Consider the following 20845-nt stretch of genomic DNA (forward strand, 5'->3'; position numbering starts at 1 on the left):
TCAAAAAGCCTGGTGATGTTCACCGGGCTTTTTTTATGGTGTCGGGAAACTGCGACAAAGACATAGTGTCGGTGTCTCTAAAAAGCGACATTTAACTTATTGATTTGTAATGGGTGAAGCGTGTTTCATTTTAGGTGTTGCTAATTGGCGACACATTGGTTAAAAATCACACTCTCTTTCGATAGTGTGGAATGATAATAAAATCTTTTTAATTCAACTTATTAATGAATTTCTTTGCATGTTGGCATAATTACTGCATAATAATCGGCAGTGGCTCATTCACATTCTTATGTCAGCCCCTTCGGGACGTGCTACATAAACTTCGAATGACGCACAACAAGGTGCCTGCCGTCCAACTTCTGATAATAGCGCTGCTTTATCAACCATCGGGCGAAACGTCGAGTTAGGCACCGCCTTATTCCATAACAAAGCCGGGTTCATCCCGGCTTTGTTGTATCTGGCCTTCCCCTCAGTTAGCATCGTCCTATTCATCTTCTGTGAGAGTAACGCATTGAAGCGCTGGTCTGTTTTCCCCCGGTCATTACGCCAACTGGTGACGCTGGCATTCCTGCTGATCCTGTTACCGCTGCTGGTCCTCGCCTGGCAGGCGTGGCAAAGCCTGAACGCGCTCAGCGCCCAGGCGGCACTGACGAACCGAACCACGCTTGTTGACGCGCGACGCAGCGAGGCGATGACCAATGCCGCGCTGGAGATGGAGCGCAGCTACCGTCAGTATTGTGTACTCGACGATCCGACGCTGGCGAAGGTGTATCAGAGCCAGCGCAAACGCTATAGTGAAATGCTGGACGCCCATGCGGGCGTTCTGCCGGATGACAAGTTGTATCAGGCATTGCGTCAGGATCTGAACGGTCTGGCACAATTGCAATGCCGTAACAGCGGGCCAGATACCGCCGCCGCCGCACGGCTGGAAGCTTTTGCCAACGCCAATACCGACATGGTGCAAGCGACGCGTACCGTGGTTTTTTCACGCGGGCAGCAGTTACAGCAGGAGATCGCCGAACGCGGGCAGTTCTTCGGCTGGCAGGCGCTGGTGCTGTTTCTGGTGAGTCTGGCGATGGTACTGCTGTTCACGCGAATGATTATCGGGCCGGTAAAGGGCATCGAACGGATGATTAATCGCCTGGGGGAAGGGCGCTCGCTTGGCAATACCGTCACCTTTGCCGGGCCACGTGAACTGCGTTCCGTTGGGCAACGGATCATCTGGCTGAGCGAGCGACTTTCCTGGCTGGAATCCCAGCGCCATCAATTTTTGCGCCATCTCTCCCATGAGCTGAAAACCCCGTTGGCCAGTATGCGGGAAGGTACAGAACTGCTGGCGGATCAGGTGGTGGGTCCGTTGACGCCGGAACAAAAAGAGGTGGTTGGCATTCTTGATGACAGTAGCCGCAATTTGCAAAAATTGATTGAGCAGTTGCTTGATTACAACCGCAAACTGGCTGACAGCGCCATCGAAATGGAAAACGTGGAGATTGAACCGCTGGTGGATATGGTGGTTTCCGCTCATAGTCTACCAGCCCGCGCTAAAATGATGCATACCGACATTGAACTGGCGGCGGGTAGCTGTCTTGCCGAGCCGATGTTACTGATGAGCGTACTGGACAATCTTTATTCCAATGCGGTGCACTATGGGGCTGAATCCGGTAACATTCGTATTCGCAGCCGCTTACAGGGGACAACGGTGTATATCGATGTTATCAATACCGGAACCCCTATCCCTGAAGCGGAAAGAGCCATGATTTTCGAACCTTTTTTCCAGGGAAGCCATCAACGGAAAGGCGCAGTGAAGGGGAGCGGGCTGGGGTTGAGCATCGCCAGAGATTGTATCCGCCGTATGCAGGGGGAGCTGTATCTTGTCGATGAACAAGCGCAAGAGGTTTGCTTTCGCATAGAACTGCCGCTATCTGCAACGAAAAACGATTAAATAACGCTAAGCCTGGTGAATATGCCACACGTTTTTGTTCACATTTTCCAACGTTTATTCTCTCGTCAGGTCATTCTGGCGGGGATGCCCTGCCTTGCGCTGATGGGCTGCACGCCCAATGCGGTAAAACACATCACGGGGGATGCGCCGCAGGACGCGCTCCCGACGTATCAACTGGCGGACTATCTGTCGGTTGAGTGCACCGATATCTGGGCATTACAGGGGCAATCGACCGACACTAATCCTCTCTACTGGTTGCGTACCATTGACTGCGCGGAGCGCCTGTTGCCGGTACAGTCGCGCAGCGAGGCCCGCATGCTGAGCGACGACAGTTGGCAAAATGCCTTTAAGCGCGGCATCTTGCTGGCGAACGCCAAAATTACGCCGCTGGAGCGTCGCGAGAACGTCTCGCGACTGGATACGCTAAGTCCGCAAATCCCGGCGCAGGTGCGTCCGCTTTATCAGATCTGGCGAGACGGCCAGTCGCTACAGCTCCAGCTCGCCGAAGAACGCCAGCGCTACAGCAAACTGCAGCAAACGACCGATGGCGATCTGGATACGCTTCGCCAGCAGCATCAGCACCTTCAGGCGCAGCTCGATCTTACGACGCGCAAGCTGGAAAACCTGACCGATATTGAGCGTCAGCTTTCTACCCGTAAACCGGCTGGAAATTACAACCCGGATACGACGCATGGCGGCGATAAGTCTGAGGGACAAGCGCCAGTATCGTCACAAGATGAGGTGACCCCATAATGAGTCGTAAACCGGCGCATTTACTGCTTGTGGATGATGATCCCGGCCTGTTGAAACTGCTGGGCATGCGCCTGACCAGTGAAGGCTATAGCGTGGTGACCGCAGAGAGCGGGGCAGAGGGGCTGCGCGTGCTGAACCGTGAAAAAGTGGATCTGGTGATAAGCGACTTGCGTATGGATGAGATGGACGGTATGCAATTGTTCAGCGAGATCCAGAAGGTTCAGCCGGGGATGCCGGTTATTATTCTTACCGCCCATGGCTCCATTCCGGATGCGGTCGCGGCAACACAAAAAGGCGTGTTTAGCTTTTTGACCAAACCCGTGGATAAAGATGCGCTGTATCAGGCGATCGACGAGGCGCTTGAGCAGTCGGCGCCCGCCACGGACGATAGCTGGCGCGAATCGATTGTCACCCGTAGCCCGATAATGCTGCGTCTGCTGGAGCAGGCGCGGATGGTGGCGCAGTCTGACGTTAGCGTGTTGATCAATGGTCAGAGCGGCACCGGGAAAGAGATCTTCGCTCAGGCCATTCATAATGCCAGCCCGCGGAGCAGCAAACCGTTTATTGCTATCAACTGCGGCGCGCTACCGGAGCAACTGCTGGAGTCGGAACTGTTCGGCCACTCGCGCGGCGCGTTTACCGGCGCGGTGAGCAATCGGGAAGGGCTGTTTCAGGCGGCGGAAGGCGGTACGCTGTTCCTTGACGAGATTGGCGACATGCCCGCGCCGCTACAGGTCAAACTGCTGCGCGTCTTGCAGGAACGTAAAGTCAGGCCACTTGGTAGCAACCGCGATATCGATATTGATGTGCGCATCATCTCGGCAACCCATCGTGATCTACCGAAAGCGATGGTGCGCGGCGAGTTTCGCGAAGATTTATATTACCGCCTCAACGTGGTGAGTCTGAAGATCCCGGCGCTGGCGGAACGAACCGAAGATATTCCTCTGCTGGCGAATCATCTGCTGCGTCAGTCAGCGGAGCGGCATAAGCCGTTTGTGCGCGCGTTTTCGACGGATGCCATGAAGCGGCTGATGACCGCCAGTTGGCCTGGAAACGTGCGTCAACTGGTGAACGTGATCGAACAGTGCGTAGCGCTGACCTCCTCGCCGGTGATCAGCGACGCCCTGGTGGAGCAGGCGCTGGAAGGGGAAAATACCGCACTACCGACCTTCGTCGAAGCGCGTAACCAGTTTGAGCTGAACTATCTGCGCAAGCTGCTGCAAATCACCCGAGGCAATGTCACGCATGCGGCAAGAATGGCGGGTCGTAACCGGACAGAGTTCTATAAGCTGCTGTCACGCCATGAGCTGGATGCAAACGATTTCAAAGAATAACGTTGCGTAATATGTTACGTTTACCCGATTAAAAGACAGGCGACCTTTTCAAGGACTAGCATGAAAAAGATTGATGCGATTATTAAACCCTTCAAGCTTGATGATGTGCGTGAAGCACTGGCTGAGGTGGGGATCACCGGTATGACCGTCACCGAAGTGAAAGGCTTTGGGCGTCAGAAAGGGCATACCGAGCTGTACCGTGGCGCGGAATATATGGTGGATTTCCTGCCGAAGGTGAAAATTGAAATTGTCGTACCGGACGATATCGTTGAAACCTGCGTGGATACTATTATCCGTACGGCGCAGACGGGCAAAATTGGCGACGGCAAAATTTTCGTCTTTGATGTGGCACGCGTGGTACGTATCCGTACCGGTGAAGAAGACGACGCGGCAATTTAAGCCGCGCCGTGCTTGCCGGATGGCGGCGTGAACGCCTTATCCGGCCTACAACATCCCGTAGGCCTGATAAGCGCAGCGCCATCAGGCATGACGTAATTACAAGACCTTGTGCGGGCCGAAGCATTCGTAATGAATGTTTTCGTTTTTCACGCCCAGCTCAACAAGCTGCTTCGCGGCAAACTGCATGAAGCCCACCGGACCGCACAGATAGTACTGCATTCCCGGAATATCGATTGCCCCTTTCATTGCCTTCAGATCCATCAGACCTTCGCTGTCAAAGGCACCGTTCACGCGATCGGTCTCGCGCGGTTCACGGTACCAGGTATGCGCGGTAAAGTTCGGCAACGTTCTACCCAGTTCGTTCACCTCATCGGCAAACGCATGCACGTCGCCGTTTTCTGCGGCATGGAACCAGTTGACCTGTGCAACGTGGTTTGCTTTTGCCAGCGTATCCAGCATTGCCAGCATCGGAGTTTGACCGACGCCGGCAGAAATCAGAGAAACCGGTGTATCGCGGGCAACCGCCATAAAGAAATCGCCTGCTGGTGCGGCTAAATGAACAATATCGCCGACGCTCGCCTGGTTGTGCAGCCAACTGGAGACCTGACCGCCGTCTTCACGCTTAACGGCAATACGGTAGCCTTTGCCATCCGCTTTACGGGTCAGAGAATACTGCCGAATCTCCTGATGCGGAAAACCTTCCGGCTTCAGCCAGACGCCCAGATACTGGCCTGGCTGGTATTCGGCCACGGCACCCCCGTCCACTGGTTCAAATTCAAAGCTGGTAATCAGTGCGCTGCGTGGAGTTTTCGCCACGATACGGAACGGACGCGTGCCTTCCCAGCCGCCGGTTTTGCTGGCATTTTCACTGTAGATTTGCGCTTCGCGATTGATAAAGACGTTAGCCAGTACGCCGTAGGCTTTGCCCCACGCGTCCAGCACCTCCTGGCCCGGGCTGAACATTTCGTCGAGGGTTGCCAGCAGATGTGTGCCAACAATGTTGTACTGCTCTGGTTTGATCTGGAAGCTGGTATGTTTCTGGGCGATCTTCTCGACTGCAGGCAGCAGAGCAGGCAGGTTCTCAATATTGCTGGCGTAAGCGGCAATGGCATTAAACAGGGCTTCACGTTGATCGCCATTACGCTGGTTACTCATGTTGAAAATTTCTTTGAGTTCAGGGTTATGAGCAAACATGCGATCGTAAAAATGGGCGGTCAGTTTGGGACCCGTTTCAACCAGCAGGGGAATAGTGGCTTTTACAGTGGCGATGGTTTGGGCGTCAAGCATACGTTCTTCCTTTATGTGAAACTTTAATGATGTATATCAAATGCATCTTATAAAAAATATCCCTGCATTGTAAATGGTTCTTTGTCGCTTTGCGTTTTAAACGTTAGAACGTGAAAAATCTGCATCACAAACCTGAAAAGAAATCCGTTGAAATTCGTAAGGTCTTCATTCAGCAAAGCCTTGTGCAGTGTGAAGGTAATCGTTTGCGTAAATTCCTTTGTCAAGACCTGTTATCGCAGAATGATTCAGTTATACTGTTGCCCGTTGTCCAACAGGACCGCCTTTTAAGGCCAAAAATTCTATCGTTAGCTGAGTCAGGAGATGCGGATGTTAAAGCGTGAAATGAACATTGCCGATTATGATGCCGAACTGTGGCAGGCTATGGAGCAGGAAAAAGTACGTCAGGAAGAGCACATCGAACTGATCGCCTCCGAAAACTACACCAGTCCGCGCGTCATGCAGGCGCAGGGCTCTCAGCTGACCAACAAATACGCTGAAGGATATCCGGGCAAGCGCTACTACGGCGGCTGCGAATATGTGGATGTCGTTGAGCAGTTGGCGATTGACCGCGCGAAAGAACTGTTTGGCGCAGACTACGCGAACGTGCAACCGCACTCCGGCTCTCAGGCTAACTTCGCCGTCTATACCGCTCTGCTGCAACCGGGCGATACCGTGCTGGGTATGAACCTGGCGCAAGGCGGCCACCTGACTCACGGCTCTCCGGTTAACTTCTCTGGCAAACTGTACAACATCGTGCCTTACGGTATCGATGAGTCCGGTAAAATTGACTACGAAGAGATGGCGCAGCTGGCGCAGACCCACAAACCGAAGATGATCATCGGCGGCTTTTCTGCCTATTCCGGTGTGGTTGACTGGGCTAAAATGCGTGAAATCGCTGACAGCATTGGCGCGTACCTGTTCGTTGATATGGCGCACGTTGCAGGTCTTATTGCCGCAGGCGTTTACCCGAACCCGGTTCCGCATGCTCACGTTGTGACCACCACCACCCACAAAACGCTGGCTGGCCCGCGTGGCGGCCTGATTCTGGCGAAAGGCGGTGACGAAGAGCTGTACAAAAAACTGAACTCTGCCGTTTTCCCAAGCGCGCAGGGCGGCCCGCTGATGCACGTGATCGCGGGTAAAGCCGTGGCGCTGAAAGAAGCCATGGAGCCTGAGTTCAAAGTCTACCAGCAGCAGGTTGCGAAAAACGCCAAAGCAATGGTGGAAGTGTTCCTGAACCGTGGCTACAAAGTGGTATCCGGCGGTACTGAAAACCACCTGTTCCTGCTGGATCTGGTGGATAAAAACCTGACCGGTAAAGAAGCTGATGCCGCGCTGGGTCGTGCTAACATCACGGTAAACAAAAACAGCGTGCCGAACGATCCGAAGAGCCCATTCGTCACTTCCGGTATCCGTATTGGTTCTCCGGCCATCACGCGTCGTGGCTTTAAAGAAGCGGAAGCGAAAGAACTGGCGGGATGGATGTGTGACGTGCTGGACAACATCAATGATGAAGCGGTGATTGAGCGCATCAAAGGTAAAGTTCTGGATATCTGCGCACGTTTCCCGGTTTACGCATAAGTTATCGCAGAAGTCAAAAAGGCCGCGCGAGCGGCCTTTTTTATGGATGACAAACATCCTGCAGACGAAATTGGTACATCTTCGACACATGAATTGTCGGGTGGCGCTACGCTTACCCGACCTACAAAACCTACGATATCAATTGTTTTGTAGGCCCGATAAGCGAAGCGCCATCGGGCGACGGTTTAACGCCTGTCTACTGATATCGCCCCCGGACCAGTCACGGCCAATAACAAAAACCCCCCGGCAATGCTGACATTCTTATAGAAATTAATCATATTTGGCATGACCGCATCACCGGTCATATTCCAGAAATGATGACCGATGACTGCCGTACCCAGCGTATAAAACACGAAGAGGATTGCCAGCGGACGAGTGAAAAAGCCCAGTACAACCAGTATCGCCGCGGGAACCTCCATGACGACGGCAATAATGGCTGCCAGCATTGGCGCTGGTGTACCGAGAGACGTCATGTACTGCACGGTTCCGTCGAAACCTGTCAGCTTAGGAAAGCCAAAAATGATAAACAGAACCGCCAGCGCAATGCGGGCAATCAATAAAAACAGATGGCGTGATTCTCCGAAATCAAAATAACGTAACGTGTTCATAGCAGGCTCATTAGCATGAGTAACGTACTTTAAAATTAATACACAACGCCGTACCTCGCCATTCGCGCAATAAGCTTATATTTCGTTGAGTTGCGACTCCACGTACAGATAGCCAATCCCCATCAGCTGCTGGGCGCGAGTCAGCGTACCAAACCCAATCTGCGTCGCTTTCGCTCTCGGGTTATCACCATGATCGAAGGGATTAAATCCTGTCTGTTGCCGTAGCGTGTTGAGCCAGGGTTCACCGAAGGCGCAACTCCGTCCGTACAGCCAGATCTGATTAATATTCAGGATGTTGAGAAAGTTATACAGGCTTAAGCCAATTGCGCTGGCAGCATGTTCCACCCATGCCTGAATGCGCACATCACCCTTGCGCCAGGCATCGATCAGCATATCCGTGGTCAGGGTTTCCGGATCCTTTCCCGGCACCGGCTGCGCCTTCATCCAGACTCTGGCCTGTTTTTTCAATGCGCTCAGGGAAGCGACGGTTTCCAGACAGCCGTAACGGCCACAGTCGCAGGCGATGCCGTCGGGGTTAACGATGGTATGTCCAATCTGACCGCTGCCGTACAGACTGCCGCGCCAGATGCTATCGTGAATGACGAACGATGAGCCAATGCCGTAATCGACGTTTATGACGCAGAAATCCTCATTGGCTGCCGGGTTTTGCCACTTTTCCGCCAGTGCCAACATCACGCAGTCGTTGTCCAGACGGACCTGTATGCCGAGCCGCTCCTCCAGCAGATATTTTATTTCCACTGGCGTTTTCCACGGTGCCTGCGGCATGGTTTTCGATGCTCCGGTGATGGGATCCACCTGACCGTGGACGCCCAGCGCCAGGTTGATCGTGATGTCGGGATAGCGCTGACGCCAGCGCCGCCAGTGGCTGGCTATCGCCGCGAGCAGTGCTTCAGGCGTTGCGGCGTTGATCACCTCATGTTGCCAGTCGCCCACCGCCACCAGCCGGGCATCGGCCAGTTGGCTGGTCAGGCTGGTGGGGGTGACGTTCATACACAGCATCCATGCGCCCTGTTCCGGCAGATGAAAACTCCCGCTGCTGAGCCCGCGCTGGCTCAACGTTTCCCGGGAGTGGCAAATCCGGCCTTCGTCCAGCAGCTCTTCAAGAATGTTACTCACCGCCGGAATCGACAGGCCGGTGAGCTGTGCCAACTGCGATTTACTGAGCTGCTTTTCGCGCCACAAATGCGACAGGAAAATCTGTTTATTCGCCTGTCTGACCCGCGCGTTATTGAATCCCGAACGTTGCATACACTTAACTCCCTTAACTATATTGCGTGAGCATTGCGCATTTTACCGCCAGTTAACTGCCACACAATAGCTACAAGAGGACATTTTACTTTTGTTTATTGAGTGGAGGCAGCATGTACGGTTCAGTTAAGGTCTGGCAGGAAACCCTCTCACTACCGACCTGGACGGTGGGTGAGGAAGATCCCAACCCAATGTTCCTGGAAAAACGGGTTTATCAGGGTTCTTCAGGGGCGGTTTACCCTTACGGCGTGATCGATACCCTGACCGGTCAACGCGAGATGCGCGAGTACCAGGCCGTGTGGATGGAGAACGATTTTATCCGCGTCATGCTGTTGCCGGAACTGGGTGGGCGTATTCACCGCGCGTATGACAAAGTGCAGCAGCGCGATTTCGTCTATTACAACGAGGTAGTGAAACCCGCGCTGGTTGGCCTGTTGGGGCCGTGGATCTCCGGCGGGATCGAATTTAACTGGCCCCAGCACCATCGTCCCACCACCTTTATGCCGGTGGATTTTACGCAGCGGGCAGGAGAGCACGGGGAGCAAACCGTCTGGATGGGGGAAGTGGAGCCGATGCGCGGTCTCCAGGTGATGACCGGATTCACCCTCTACCCGGATCATGCGCTGATAGAAATTACCGGTAAAGTTTTCAACGGCAACGCCACGCCGCGCCACTTTCTATGGTGGGCAAACCCGGCGGTGAAGGGGGGTGACGATCATCAAAGCGTGTTCCCGCCTGATGTTACGGCGGTATTCGATCACGGCAAACGTGATGTTTCCGCTTTTCCAATCGCTACGGGGACCTATTACAAAGTCGATTACTCGGCGGGGGTGGACATTTCCCGCTACAAGAATGTGCCGGTGCCGACGTCATACATGGCAGAAAAATCGGACTACGACTTTGTTGGTGCCTGGCATCACGGCGAACGCGGCGGACTGTTGCACGTCGCCGATCATCATATCTCGCCGGGAAAAAAACAGTGGAGTTGGGGTTATGGGGATTTCGGCGTCGCCTGGGATCGCAACCTGACCGATGAGAATGGTCCATACATCGAATTAATGACCGGGGTGTTTACGGACAACCAGCCTGATTTCACCTGGCTTGCGCCTTACGAAGAGAAGGTTTTTGTTCAGAACTTCCTGCCGTACAGCGAATTAGGAATGGTGCAAAACGCCAGCACTGACCTGGCGCTGCGACTGGTGCGTGATGAAAACCAACTGTCCGTTGGTGTCTATGCCGTTGCGCCATTACATGACGTGCAGGTGACGCTCAGTGCAGACGGCGCGCCTTTCTTCGAAACCACGCTGACGCTGGCTCCGGGGGAAAGCTGGCTGACGACGCTTGCCGATTCGGGCTACACGCGGATCACCATGACGGTCACGCGCCACGACGGTCAGACATTGCTGCAATACCAAGAGCACATTGCTGACGATCTGCCGCTCCCCTCGGCGGCGACGGCCCCCGCACAACCGGCGGCGTTATCCAGTACGGATGAACTCTACTTTATCGGTCAGCATCTGGAGCAGTACAACCATGCCAGTCGTTACGCCGGGGATTACTATCGCCGGGCGTTGGAGATCGATCCGCTGGATTATCGCAACAATGTCGCCCTGGGGACGCTGGCGCTGAACCAGGCTGACTGGACGCAGGCTGAACGCTGCGCGAAAGCGGCATTAGAGCGGGCGCATCATCTGAACAAAAACCCCCGCGATGGCGAAGCCAGTATGTTGTTGGCCGCTGCGCGGGAGCGCCAGGGGGATAGTGAACAAGCCTGGGATCATTACTACAAGGCGAGCTGGAGTGGAAACTGTCGCGATGCGGCATTCTGGGCGCTGGCGAGGATCGCGATGGCGCGCGGCGACCATGTGGATGCATTGGAAAAAGTGACGCAGAGTCTGCGTTTTAACGGCAGCAACAACCTGGCGATGGGGCTGAAAGCGCTGGTGCTGGCGACGCTGGGGCGCACATCAGAAGCGTTGAAGTACATCGAACAGCAGCTCCGTGACTATCCGCTCAGCTACGCGTTGCATTATGCGCGCTGGGCAATACGCCGGGATGAACTGTCGAAAACGGCACTTATTACCATGACTGGTCGACGCGGCACCAACGCTTGTGAACTGGCGGGATGGTTGCTCTCTTTCGGTCAGAAAGCCGCGGCTCGCGAACTGCTGGCGCTGCTGGACAGCCAGGAAACGCTGCCGCTGTTGTGGCGGGCGTCGCTAAGCGACAATCCGCAGCCGCTCATCGACCAGGCGCGGGCCTGCCTGCGCAACCGGGTGCGTTTCCCGAACACGCTCGACGAAGTGCAGATGCTGCAAACGCTGCCGCACAGTGCCTATGCCCGTTATTTGTTGGGCTGCTTCTGGTACAGCAAACGCCGCTACGAAGAGGCACTTTCCTGCTGGCAATTCACCCTGCAACAAGAGCCTGAATTCGCACCGGTGCATCGTTTGCTGGGGATTTATGCGTGGAACAAACAGCAGGATGCCGTAAAGGCTCATCAGTATTTGTCGCAGGCTGTGGCGCTGGAGCCTGACAACGCCCGCTTCCTGTTTGAACTGGATTACCTCAATAAGCTGTTGGCGACGCCTGTTGAGCAGCGTCTGCAACAGCTTGAATCACGCAAAGCGGTGGTATTCCAGCGTGACGATCTGACCGTGGAGTTACTTAGCCTGTGGAACGGGCTGGGCCACTACGATGAAGCGGCGAAGGTTCTTGGCGAGCGCGTCTTCCATCCCTGGGAAGGCGGGGAAGGAAAAGCAACCGGGCAGTACTTGCTAAACCAGGTTCATCGGGCACTGGTGGCGATCGGCAGGGAGGCGTTACCTGAGGCGGTCACCTTGTTACAACAGGCGCTGAACTATCCGCATAATCTGGGGGAAGGGCGCTTACCGGGACAAACCGATAACGATATCTGGTATCTGTTGGGCTATTGCGCTCAACGACAGGGGCATCATGACGAGGCGCAGCGCTACTTTGCGCGCGCCACCCGCGGCGGAAGTACGCTGGATGCCGGTCGTTATTACAACGATCAGCCCGTGGACTATCTCTTCTGGCAGGGGATGGCGCTGAGAAAACTGGATGAGCGTGAAGGCGCGGAGCAACTTTTCAAAAGCTTCCTGCACTGGGTGGCGTCACAGCGAGACCATGTCCCGGAGGTGGATTTCTTCGCCGTCTCATTACCGGATCTGGTGGTGCTTGATACGCCGGCGGAGGCAAAGCATCAGCAGCACTGCCTGTTTATCACCGCGTTAGGGCATCTGGGGCTGGGGGATTTATCCGCCTGCCAGCAGGCGCTTGACGCTCTTCTGCAACAGAATCCGGCGCATGACAAAGCTCTGCTCCTGCGCCATGTCATCAGACTGGAATTATTGCACTAAACCCTGAACCGGTGGCGGTGACGCCACCGGAAACCTACTGTTCCCTGCGTTTCCCTGAAAGAGGAATCATAATGAATAACGCGCAGACACATTTGAAAATCGGCTACGTCTGGACCATCTGTCTGGTCGCGGCCTGCGGCGGTTTGCTGTTTGGCTACGACTGGGTGGTGATTGGCGGGGCAAAACCCTTTTATGAAGCGTACTTCTCGATAACCGATCCGGCGCAGTCAGGCTGGGCGATGAGTTCGGCGCTGGTAGGTTGTATTTTTGGGGCGCTGATTTCCGGCTGGTGTGCGGATAAATTTGGCCGAAAAATGCCGCTGATCCTCTCGGCTATTCTGTTCAGCGCCTCCGCATGGGGAACCGCCGTTGCCAGTAACTTCGACCTGTTCGTGATTTACCGCATCGTCGGCGGCGTCGGGATTGGCCTTGCCTCCGCGCTCAGTCCGCTGTACATCGCTGAAGTCAGTCCGGCGGAGAAACGCGGACGCTTTGTGGCGGTGAACCAGTTGACCATCGTGATTGGCGTCCTGGCAGCACAACTGATCAATCTGATGATCGCCGAACCCGTTGCGACAGGAGCCACGCAGCAGGCGATCGTTGAGAGCTGGAACGGGCAGATGGGCTGGCGCTGGATGTTTGGCGCAGAGTTGGTCCCTGCGGTGGTGTTTCTGGTGCTGATGTTTTTCGTTCCTGAATCCCCGCGCTGGCTGGTGAAGGCGGGTAAACCGGAGCGTGCTCGCGCCATGCTGCAACGCATTGGCTCTGCGGAGTATGCCGGGCAGACGCTGAAAGAAATTGAGCACACGCTGATCAAAGATAACCACAAGGTGGCGTGGTCAACGCTGTTGCAGCCGCAGATCAAACCGATCGTCATTATCGGCATGGTGCTGGCGGTCTTCCAGCAGTGGTGCGGGATCAACGTGATCTTTAACTATGCGCAGGAGATTTTCGCCTCTGCCGGTTTCGACATCAACGGTACGCTGAAATCCATCGTCGCTACCGGCATTATCAACCTGGTCTTTACCCTTGCCGCGCTGCCGCTGGTGGACAAAATTGGTCGCCGCAAACTGATGCTGTTTGGCGCCTCCGGGCTGACCGTGATTTATGTGTTGATTGCCAGCGCTTACGGGATGGGGATTATGGGCTGGCCGGTGCTGGTTCTGGTGCTGGCAGCCATTGCGATTTATGCCCTGACGCTGGCTCCTGTCACCTGGGTGCTGCTGTCCGAAATCTTCCCTAACCGCGTGCGCGGGCTGGCGATGTCTCTGGGCACGCTGGCACTGTGGATTGCCTGCTTCCTGCTGACCTACACCTTCCCGTTGCTCAATGCCGGGTTGGGCGCAGCCGGAAGTTTCCTGCTCTACGGCGTGATTTGTGCGATGGGCTATGTGTACGTGCTGCGTAATGTCCCTGAAACCAAAGGCGTCACCCTGGAAGCCCTTGAGGAACAACTGGCGGCGAGACATCTGAAGGCCAACCCGTCGGCACAGCAGAGAAGTGTACGCTGATGACGGCGCCGTTGACGCTGCATAACGCGCATTTTCGGATGCGCGTGGACCCGCAGGGCGGTGCGCTGTTGGCGCTGTTTTCGTTACAACATCAACAGTCGGTTTTACGTGCAGGTGAAGGGAAAACTGCCGGTGACGGGGGGCTATTTCCGATGCTTCCGGTTGCCAATCGCGTGGCCGGTAACCGCTTCTGCCAGCGCGGAACAGAGGTGCAACTGCCGTTGCATAACGCGGATGACTCGTTTTTTCTGCACGGTGACGGCTGGCTTAAGCGCTGGGAGATAGCAGACGCAACTGACGACAGCTGTCGTCTGCGTCTGCGCAGTCAACTGGCGTGTGGGTATGATTATCTGGCGGAACTCCAGTATGTGCTGGAGGCATCGGTACTCAAGGCGTCGCTGACGATCGCTCATCTGGGCAAACGCCCGATGCTTTACGGCTGCGGTTTCCACCCCTTTTTTGCTTTCGATGTGCACAGTACGCTGCAGTTTTCGGCAAGCGGTTACTGGCCGGAAGGTGAGCATCATTTGCCACTGGCCTGGCAAAGCCACCTCCCGGCGGAAGCCGATTTCACCAGGGCGCAATATGGCGCGGATCGCTGGCTGAACGTGGGGTATTCCGGCTGGAGCGGGCAGGCGGTGATTCGCAGAGATGTGATGAATGTCACGATTTCTGCGCAAACTCCCTGGTTGATGCTTTTCAGAATGCCGGGTCAGTCATTTCTTTGCCTGGAACCGCAGACACATCCGGTAAACGCCCACCACATGCCGGGGCAGCCGGGATTACGAATGTTAGGCTCTGGAGAGCAGTGTCGTTTTGCAATGGAAATTCGCGTCGATTAGCAGCAAAACGTTGTTATGTCGCGGTTAATGTTGACTTGCGCCAGCCTGCGTTTATCGCCAGACTATCGCCTCCACACGGGAGGGGATCATGGTTTTGCACTCCACGCGCTGGCTGGCGCTCGGTTACTTCACCTACTTTTTTAGCTACGGGATTTTTCTTCCCTTCTGGAGCGTCTGGCTTAAAGGGCTCGGCCTCACGCCGGAGACAATCGGCGTATTGCTTGGCGCCGGACTGGTTGCGCGTTTTCTCGGGAGTTTGATCATAGCTCCACGGGTCAGCGACCCGTCGCGACTGATCTCCGCATTACGCATCCTCGCGCTGCTTACGCTGGTCTTTGCACTGGCCTTTTGGGCTGGAACGCATGTCGCGTGGCTAATGGTGGTGATGGTCGGCTTTAACCTCTTCTTCTCACCGCTGGTGCCGCTCACGGACGCGCTGGCGAATACCTGGCAAAAACAGATTACGATGGACTACGGTCGCGTACGACTGTGGGGATCGGTGGCGTTTGTTATCGGTTCGGCGTTGACCGGAAAGCTGGTCAGCGTGTTTGATTATCGGGCGGTTCTGGCGCTGCTGACGCTGGGCGTCGCCTCAATGCTGCTGGGAATGCTGATTCGCCCCAGCGTGCTTCCTCAGGGACAAAGCCGGCATCAGGAGAGCGCCGGTTGGCCCGCCTGGCGTGCGCTGGTTGCGCAGAGCTGGCGCTTTCTGGCCTGCGTATGTCTGTTGCAGGGGGCGCATGCCGCCTACTACGGCTTTAGCGCCATTTACTGGCAGGGGGCCGGCTATTCCGCTTCGGCGGTAGGTTATCTCTGGTCGCTCGGTGTGGTTGCGGAAGTGATTATCTTTGCCCTGAGCAACAAACTGTTCCGCCGCTTCAGCGCCCGCGATCTGTTACTGCTTTCTGCCGTTTGTGGCGTGATTCGCTGGGGACTGATGGGCTGGACGACGGCGCTGCCGTGGCTGATAGTGGTGCAGATCCTCCATTGCGGTACCTTTACCGTGTGTCACCTGGCGGCGATGCGCTATATCGCGGCGCGTCAGGGAAGCGAAGTGATCCGTTTGCAGGCGGTCTATTCCGCGGTGGCGATGGGCGGCAGCATTGCCATCATGACCGTGTTCGCCGGCTTCCTGTATCAGAACCTGGGCAATGGCGTCTTCTGGGTCATGGCGCTGGTGGCGTTGCCAGCCATGGTGCTGCGGCCAAAAGTGGCCGCCTCAGCCTGATTCCAGCATCTTGCGGATCTGCTGTTGCTGATGCGGCGTCAGGGCCAGATCCGCGTGAATCAACGGTGGTGAAAAGAGCGGCAGCAGCGTGGCGTAAGGGGTGACAATCAGCGCCACGCCGCGCGGCGAGCCCTCCTGCTGGAAAGTCCGCATCGGCAACGGCTTGATGTTCAGCGGCAGCAGCGTCAGTTCACGCAGTTGTTGCTCTATCTGCTGTTCCAGTTGGGGATCATCCCCGGTCAGTAAGACGACCTGCTTCTCATGCAGATCATTATCCTGCATCAGCCACGCGCCGAAAATCACCGCCACCAGTCCCGTCTCTTCTTCGGAAAACTCAACGTCATACTCTTCTTCAAACCCGCGTAACGCATCACGAGTGGTACGCATCAGACGCGGATAGAGGCGGGCGAATTCTTCCGGCAGCGTGTTATCGATACCGATAGAGAACAGACTGCGGTTCAGCGCCTGGGCGAGGTGGATGTAAAGTTGGGCGTTTAGTCCGTGCTCGTCATTGAAACGCACCGCGCCCATTTCGCGAAAGCGTAGGATCAGTCGGGCGATCGACAGACGCAACCGTCGGTTCTGCTGATGGTTATCGCGAATCGGATCCGGAATGCGGATCATCGAAAACAGCAACGCCATAAACAGTGATTCCGTAAGCGGTGCATTTTGCATGACACGTCGCTGCCAGTGGCGGCCAATCTCCTGCGCCAGCGGGTATTCGGCGCAGGACTGGGCCCAGCGCTGCTGGATCGGATTGAATTCCGGGGAGATCCCGGCCTGATGCTGCAACAGGCAATATTGCAGATAGAGATGCAGAAACTGGATATCCCGGCACTCAAATGGCTTTTGCAGGCGACGTGCACAGAGGTTAATCAGCGCATGCAGATTGGTATCGTCATACAGTGTGCGCAGGACCCCTCGCTGTTTCAGTTCGGTTTTGAGGGCGGGGGCAAAATGCTGGGTAATGAACGCTGGACACAAACGCAGGCCGCGTCTGAGCCAGTGTAAGAGGCAGAGGCGTTGGTTAAGCGCGGTACCTTCGATCCGGTAGCACCCATTCGGACCAGTGCTAATGCTAAGTCGATGATAACGCTGGATCTCCCGTCCCGTTTCGACAATATCCTCACGGGCAACAGTATCATCGACACCATTTAGCGCACTGAACATTTCCGCAGTGGCAATTTGCCCTGGCTGGAAAAGCGTCAGCAAAACCTGGCAACGGCGCTGGGGAGCAGAAAGTACAGATGGCGGAGCAAGCGTTGTCATCATCTGTCGGATCTCCCGTATGTATTTTAGATAAGAATAGCTAAAGTTTTTCCATAGCCATTACGGATGAAATGTTTTGCGTCAGGATTGCAGGGAGAGGTCACAGAATTTTTCACGTGCGTAGCGACGTCATAAAGTGTAACGCAGCGCTTTACCAGGATTTTTCGCGTTTTTTATCTTCAGATTACGCAGAAAAAAGCCCCGCCAGAGAAGGCGAGGCTGAAAGGTTGCTAATGGATTAGCGCTCCTGGCGCAGGGTTAAGCCGACATCACCCCCCGGATGCACAGCCAGTAGCGTTTCTTTGGTGTAGCCGCTCTCACTCATCAGACAAGCGCAGGCGGCATCAAAGATCGCAATCACCAGCATGATGGAGGTGGTCGCCAGCATATTCAGCGGATCCGCCTCCCGCTGGACGCCAGTAGAAATCACCAGTCGGGCGGCGCGGGCAATGGCGGAGTTAGGGTTTTCCGTGACGCTGATGATCGGCACGTTGCGTGCGGCCAGACCCGGTAACAGTCGCGTGAGTTCGTCAGAGTTGCCACCACGGGAGAGCAGAATGACGCGATCGTCCGCACGTAAAAAACCGAGATCGCCGTGCGCGGCATCGGTGGCGTTGAGATAGATTGCCGGGCGCTCAACGCAGGCCAGCATATGGGCGATTTTTCGCGCCGCAATGCCGGAGGTGCCGACGCCCGTGACCACGATTTTCCCACGGCACTCGCGCAGTTCCGTCATTAATGCGTTCCAGACCGGTTCGTTCAGATGCTGACCCAGACCGGCCAGCGCCTCGCTGTAGAGGCTCCAGGTGTCGGTGGCCTGTTGCCATGGGCTACTCATGCGTCCTCCTGCATCAGTTGACGGTACTTCATATGATCCTGATACATCTCATGGAACACCTGATATTTACGGTCGTAATACTGCTTAATGCGATTGGTCTGCGGGGTGACCGTTTTACCAATCCGGCTCATCGCCGACATTGCTTCCGGGAAGGTCTCGAAAACGCCGGCCGCGATGGTGCCCATCATTGCGCCGCCCAGCAGCATCGCCTCACTCTCTTCTGGTAGCAACATAGCGCAACCGGTGGCATTAGCATGTTCCTGCACAAAGATAGGGTTCTTGGTGCCGCCGCCGCTGGCCATGATAGTGTCGATGCTGTAGCCGCTCTGGTTCATCGTCTCAATAATATGGCGCGTACCCAGCGCGATGGCCTGAATGGTCGCCAGATATTGCAGCGCCATATCTTCCGGCGTGCGGGAGAGCTTCAGGCCGCTGATCGCCCCGGTCAACGTTGGGTTAGCTCGCGGTGAACGGTTGCCGTGGAAGTAGGGCAGAATATGGATATCGCGGGTCAGGAAGGCGATATTCTCCGGCTCGCCCGCCATTTTACGCAGCAGCGCGTTCAGCACTTCATAAATGGTCTGTCCCTGCGCTTTGGCCTGCGCCAGCAGCGTGTCGTAACAAGGATGCGACTGAATCACATGGTCAATCAGCGCGCCGGTAGCGGACTGCCCGCCTTCATTGAGCCAGTATTCCGGCAGCACGGCGGAATAGTAGGGACCCCAGACGCCGCCGATAAAGCGCGGCTGTTTAGAGATAGCCATGTGCCCGGTAGAGGTTCCGCCAATCAGTGCGACCCGACGGTCAAAGTCAGCGACTTCGCCGGAGACGCCACAGGCGCCGAGCGTGCCAAGCGTACCCGCGTGGGCGTCGATGATCGACACGCTGACGGCAGTACCTGGAATCAGCCCCATTTCACTGGCGGCGCGCTGGGTCAACCCGTGGCCGAGCGGCTCACCCATTGTTTTCACATAGCGGCCAATTTTTTCCGCATCGTGTTCAAGTAGATCTTCCAGGCCGATTTCTCGGAAATAGCTGGCATCCCACTTGTCCTCATGGCCCATGTAGGTCCATTTGCACACCGTGGAGCAGAGGGAACGCGTGTCGTCGCCGGTGGCGCGCCAGGTCAGGAAGTCAGGTAAATCAAAATAGTAGCCAGCGTTTGCCCAGGTGTTAGGCATATGCTGCTTCAGCCACAGTAACTTCGGCGTCTGCATTTCCGGGGAGATAATCCCACCCACGTAGTCCAGTACCCGATGGTGCATCGCGTTGATGCGCTCGGCCTGGGTGATGGCGCGGTGATCCATCCACACGATAATATTCTGTTCGCTGCGCCCGGAAGGGCTGATGGTCAGCGGTTTGCCCTCTTTATCCAGCACCACCAGCGAACAGGTGGCGTCAAACCCCAGCCCTTTCACCTGGATTGGGTTGATATCGGACTGATTAATGGCATCACGAACCGCGTTGCAGACGGCCTGCCAAATGTTATCGGACGACTGCTCGACGAAATCGGCCTGCGGGCGGTAAATCTCAATCGCGCGAGTGGCCTGACCGACCATTCTGCCGTTGAGATCAAACACCCCTGCGCGAGCGCTGCCGGTTCCTACATCCACACCAATAAAGTAACTCGCCATAATTTTTCTCCTGAAATCAGGCTCTACGATTCTGTAATGCGATAAAGAGGATGAGTACCGCGCCCCAAAGCGCCATCGTCAGATAGCTACTGATCCCCAGCAAGTTAAAGCCGCTTTCCAGCATTTGCAGCACAATCAGCGCCAGTACCAGGCCGATGATACGGCCAAATCCACCGTCCGGATTGATGCCACCCAGCACCGAAGCGAGAATAGTGACCAGCAGATAAGACTCGCCGTATCCGGCCTTCGCCGAGTTGAATTTCGCCATCATTAAGATTGCGGCCACCCAGCCGAGCAGAGCGGAAATAACATAGACGGAAATCTGCACCCGAACGGTGTTCACGCCGCTGTAGCGGGTTGCCTGTTCGTTGGACCCCATCAGATAGAGACTGCGCCCAAGCGTGGTGTGTTCCAGTAGAACCCACAGCAGCACGGCGACCAGAATGAAGAGCAGCAGGGCAACGGGAATACCCGCGAGGGTGGCGTTGCCGAGATACTGGATCGCTGCCGGGAAGCCGGAAATCACCGTGCCGTTGGAGAGCAAGATGTTCAGCCCGGAAATCAGCGTCATGGTCCCGAGCGTGGCGAGGATCGGCGATACGCCAATCCAGGCGATCAGCGCGCCGTTCAGCGTACCTATCGCTACGGCGACTGCTGCGCCGGCCAGCAGCGCCAGCACGAGGAACAGCGGATTGTCCGGATGACTGACGATGACGGCGGCCATGACCAGCGAACAGGCATTGGCACCGGCGATAATTGACAGGTTAATGCCGCCCGTCAGCATGGTCATGCCCATTCCCAGCGCCAGCATGCCGAGGATTGGCAACTGTGAGCCTATGGACTGGAAGTTTGCGACGCTGAAAAAGCGGGTGCCCAACAGCGCCGAGAAGACGACAGCAACGACGATAATAATCACGCACTGCAGGCGGATGATGGCATCACCGGGTAATACTTTTGCGAACGCTTTCAT

At 55.8% G+C, this 20845-nt stretch carries 16 protein-coding genes and 1 pseudogene; 9 read left to right on the forward strand and 8 right to left on the reverse strand.

Annotation, left to right across the window (positions count from 1 at the left end; all coding sequences use genetic code 11):
- Positions 1 to 511 precede the first annotated feature (511 nt).
- Genes qseE through glnB form a run of 4 tightly spaced genes read left to right on the forward strand, consistent with a single transcriptional unit; the run spans position 512 to position 4428 of the window.
- On the forward strand, positions 512 to 1942 hold the full coding sequence (gene qseE / locus I6L53_RS05695) for a two component system sensor histidine kinase QseE/GlrK (protein WP_042317555.1): 1431 nt from the start codon (positions 512 to 514) through the stop codon (positions 1940 to 1942).
- A gap of 21 nt (positions 1943 to 1963) precedes the next feature.
- Complete coding sequence (gene qseG, locus I6L53_RS05700) at positions 1964 to 2695, forward strand: two-component system QseEF-associated lipoprotein QseG (protein ID WP_042317558.1); 732 nt, start codon at positions 1964 to 1966, stop codon at positions 2693 to 2695.
- A complete protein-coding gene (glrR, locus tag I6L53_RS05705; RefSeq protein ID WP_094465622.1) occupies positions 2695 to 4029 on the forward strand; it encodes a two-component system response regulator GlrR in 1335 nt (444 codons plus the stop codon). The genes qseG and glrR overlap by 1 nt, the downstream gene beginning before the upstream one ends.
- 60 nt (positions 4030 to 4089) lie before the next feature.
- Complete coding sequence (glnB, locus tag I6L53_RS05710) at positions 4090 to 4428, forward strand: nitrogen regulatory protein P-II (protein ID WP_012906673.1); 339 nt, start codon at positions 4090 to 4092, stop codon at positions 4426 to 4428.
- Here the strand turns inward: glnB and I6L53_RS23760 are convergent.
- Together I6L53_RS23760 and hmpA are read right to left on the reverse strand one after the other, a co-directional pair.
- Positions 4425 to 4517, reverse strand: a pseudogene (locus I6L53_RS23760) (hypothetical protein); the annotation flags it as partial. The gene glnB and the pseudogene I6L53_RS23760 sit on opposite strands and share 4 nt — an antisense overlap.
- 7 nt (positions 4518 to 4524) lie before the next feature.
- Positions 4525 to 5715 (reverse strand): NO-inducible flavohemoprotein, encoded by a 1191-nt coding sequence (gene hmpA / locus I6L53_RS05715; protein ID WP_042317565.1) that lies wholly within the window; start codon positions 5713 to 5715, stop codon positions 4525 to 4527.
- A gap of 327 nt (positions 5716 to 6042) precedes the next feature.
- Between hmpA and glyA the strand changes: the two genes are divergently transcribed.
- Positions 6043 to 7296 (forward strand): serine hydroxymethyltransferase, encoded by a 1254-nt coding sequence (glyA, locus tag I6L53_RS05720; protein WP_042317566.1) that lies wholly within the window; start codon positions 6043 to 6045, stop codon positions 7294 to 7296.
- A gap of 185 nt (positions 7297 to 7481) precedes the next feature.
- On the opposite strand, the gene I6L53_RS05725 is transcribed toward glyA, so the two are convergent.
- Together I6L53_RS05725 and I6L53_RS05730 are read right to left on the reverse strand one after the other, a co-directional pair.
- Entirely contained in the window at positions 7482 to 7904 is a 423-nt protein-coding gene (locus I6L53_RS05725) for a DoxX family protein (protein ID WP_042317568.1), read from the reverse strand.
- Between the two features lie 75 nt (positions 7905 to 7979).
- Entirely contained in the window at positions 7980 to 9173 is a 1194-nt protein-coding gene (locus I6L53_RS05730) for an ROK family transcriptional regulator (RefSeq protein ID WP_042317570.1), read from the reverse strand.
- Positions 9174 to 9286: 113 nt separating this feature from the next.
- On the opposite strand from I6L53_RS05730, the gene I6L53_RS05735 reads away from it, so the two are divergent.
- The 4 genes from I6L53_RS05735 to I6L53_RS05750 all read left to right on the forward strand — a co-directional run bounded on the left by I6L53_RS05735 (position 9287) and on the right by I6L53_RS05750 (position 16134).
- A complete protein-coding gene (locus I6L53_RS05735) occupies positions 9287 to 12553 on the forward strand; it encodes a DUF5107 domain-containing protein (RefSeq protein WP_042317572.1) in 3267 nt (1088 codons plus the stop codon).
- A gap of 71 nt (positions 12554 to 12624) precedes the next feature.
- Positions 12625 to 14064, forward strand: a complete 1440-nt coding sequence (locus tag I6L53_RS05740; RefSeq protein ID WP_042317573.1) for a sugar porter family MFS transporter — start codon at positions 12625 to 12627, stop codon at positions 14062 to 14064.
- Positions 14064 to 14906 carry an aldose 1-epimerase gene (locus I6L53_RS05745; protein WP_042317575.1) on the forward strand — a complete coding sequence of 281 codons (843 nt, stop codon included), beginning with the start codon at positions 14064 to 14066 and terminating at the stop codon, positions 14904 to 14906. Before I6L53_RS05740 ends, I6L53_RS05745 begins: the two co-directional genes overlap by 1 nt.
- 88 nt (positions 14907 to 14994) lie before the next feature.
- Positions 14995 to 16134: a 3-phenylpropionate MFS transporter gene (locus tag I6L53_RS05750; RefSeq protein ID WP_042317577.1), complete on the forward strand. Its 1140-nt coding sequence runs from the start codon at positions 14995 to 14997 to the stop codon at positions 16132 to 16134.
- On the opposite strand, the gene csiE is transcribed toward I6L53_RS05750, so the two are convergent.
- The 4 genes from csiE to I6L53_RS05770 all read right to left on the reverse strand — a co-directional run bounded on the left by csiE (position 16126) and on the right by I6L53_RS05770 (position 20845).
- A complete protein-coding gene (gene csiE / locus I6L53_RS05755; RefSeq protein ID WP_042317579.1) occupies positions 16126 to 17406 on the reverse strand; it encodes a stationary phase inducible protein CsiE in 1281 nt (426 codons plus the stop codon). The two genes, I6L53_RS05750 and csiE, sit on opposite strands and share 9 nt — an antisense overlap.
- Positions 17407 to 17641: 235 nt before the next feature.
- Entirely contained in the window at positions 17642 to 18241 is a 600-nt protein-coding gene (locus I6L53_RS05760; RefSeq protein WP_042317581.1) for a KpsF/GutQ family sugar-phosphate isomerase, read from the reverse strand.
- Positions 18238 to 19875 carry an FGGY-family carbohydrate kinase gene (locus I6L53_RS05765; protein ID WP_042317582.1) on the reverse strand — a complete coding sequence of 546 codons (1638 nt, stop codon included), beginning with the start codon at positions 19873 to 19875 and terminating at the stop codon, positions 18238 to 18240. Before I6L53_RS05765 ends, I6L53_RS05760 begins: the two co-directional genes overlap by 4 nt.
- Before the next feature lie 16 nt (positions 19876 to 19891).
- Positions 19892 to 20845 carry an ABC transporter permease gene (locus I6L53_RS05770; RefSeq protein ID WP_042317583.1) on the reverse strand — a complete coding sequence of 318 codons (954 nt, stop codon included), beginning with the start codon at positions 20843 to 20845 and terminating at the stop codon, positions 19892 to 19894.

This window comes from Citrobacter farmeri, from assembly GCF_019048065.1.
Taxonomy (GTDB): Bacteria; Pseudomonadota; Gammaproteobacteria; order Enterobacterales; family Enterobacteriaceae; genus Citrobacter_A; species Citrobacter_A farmeri.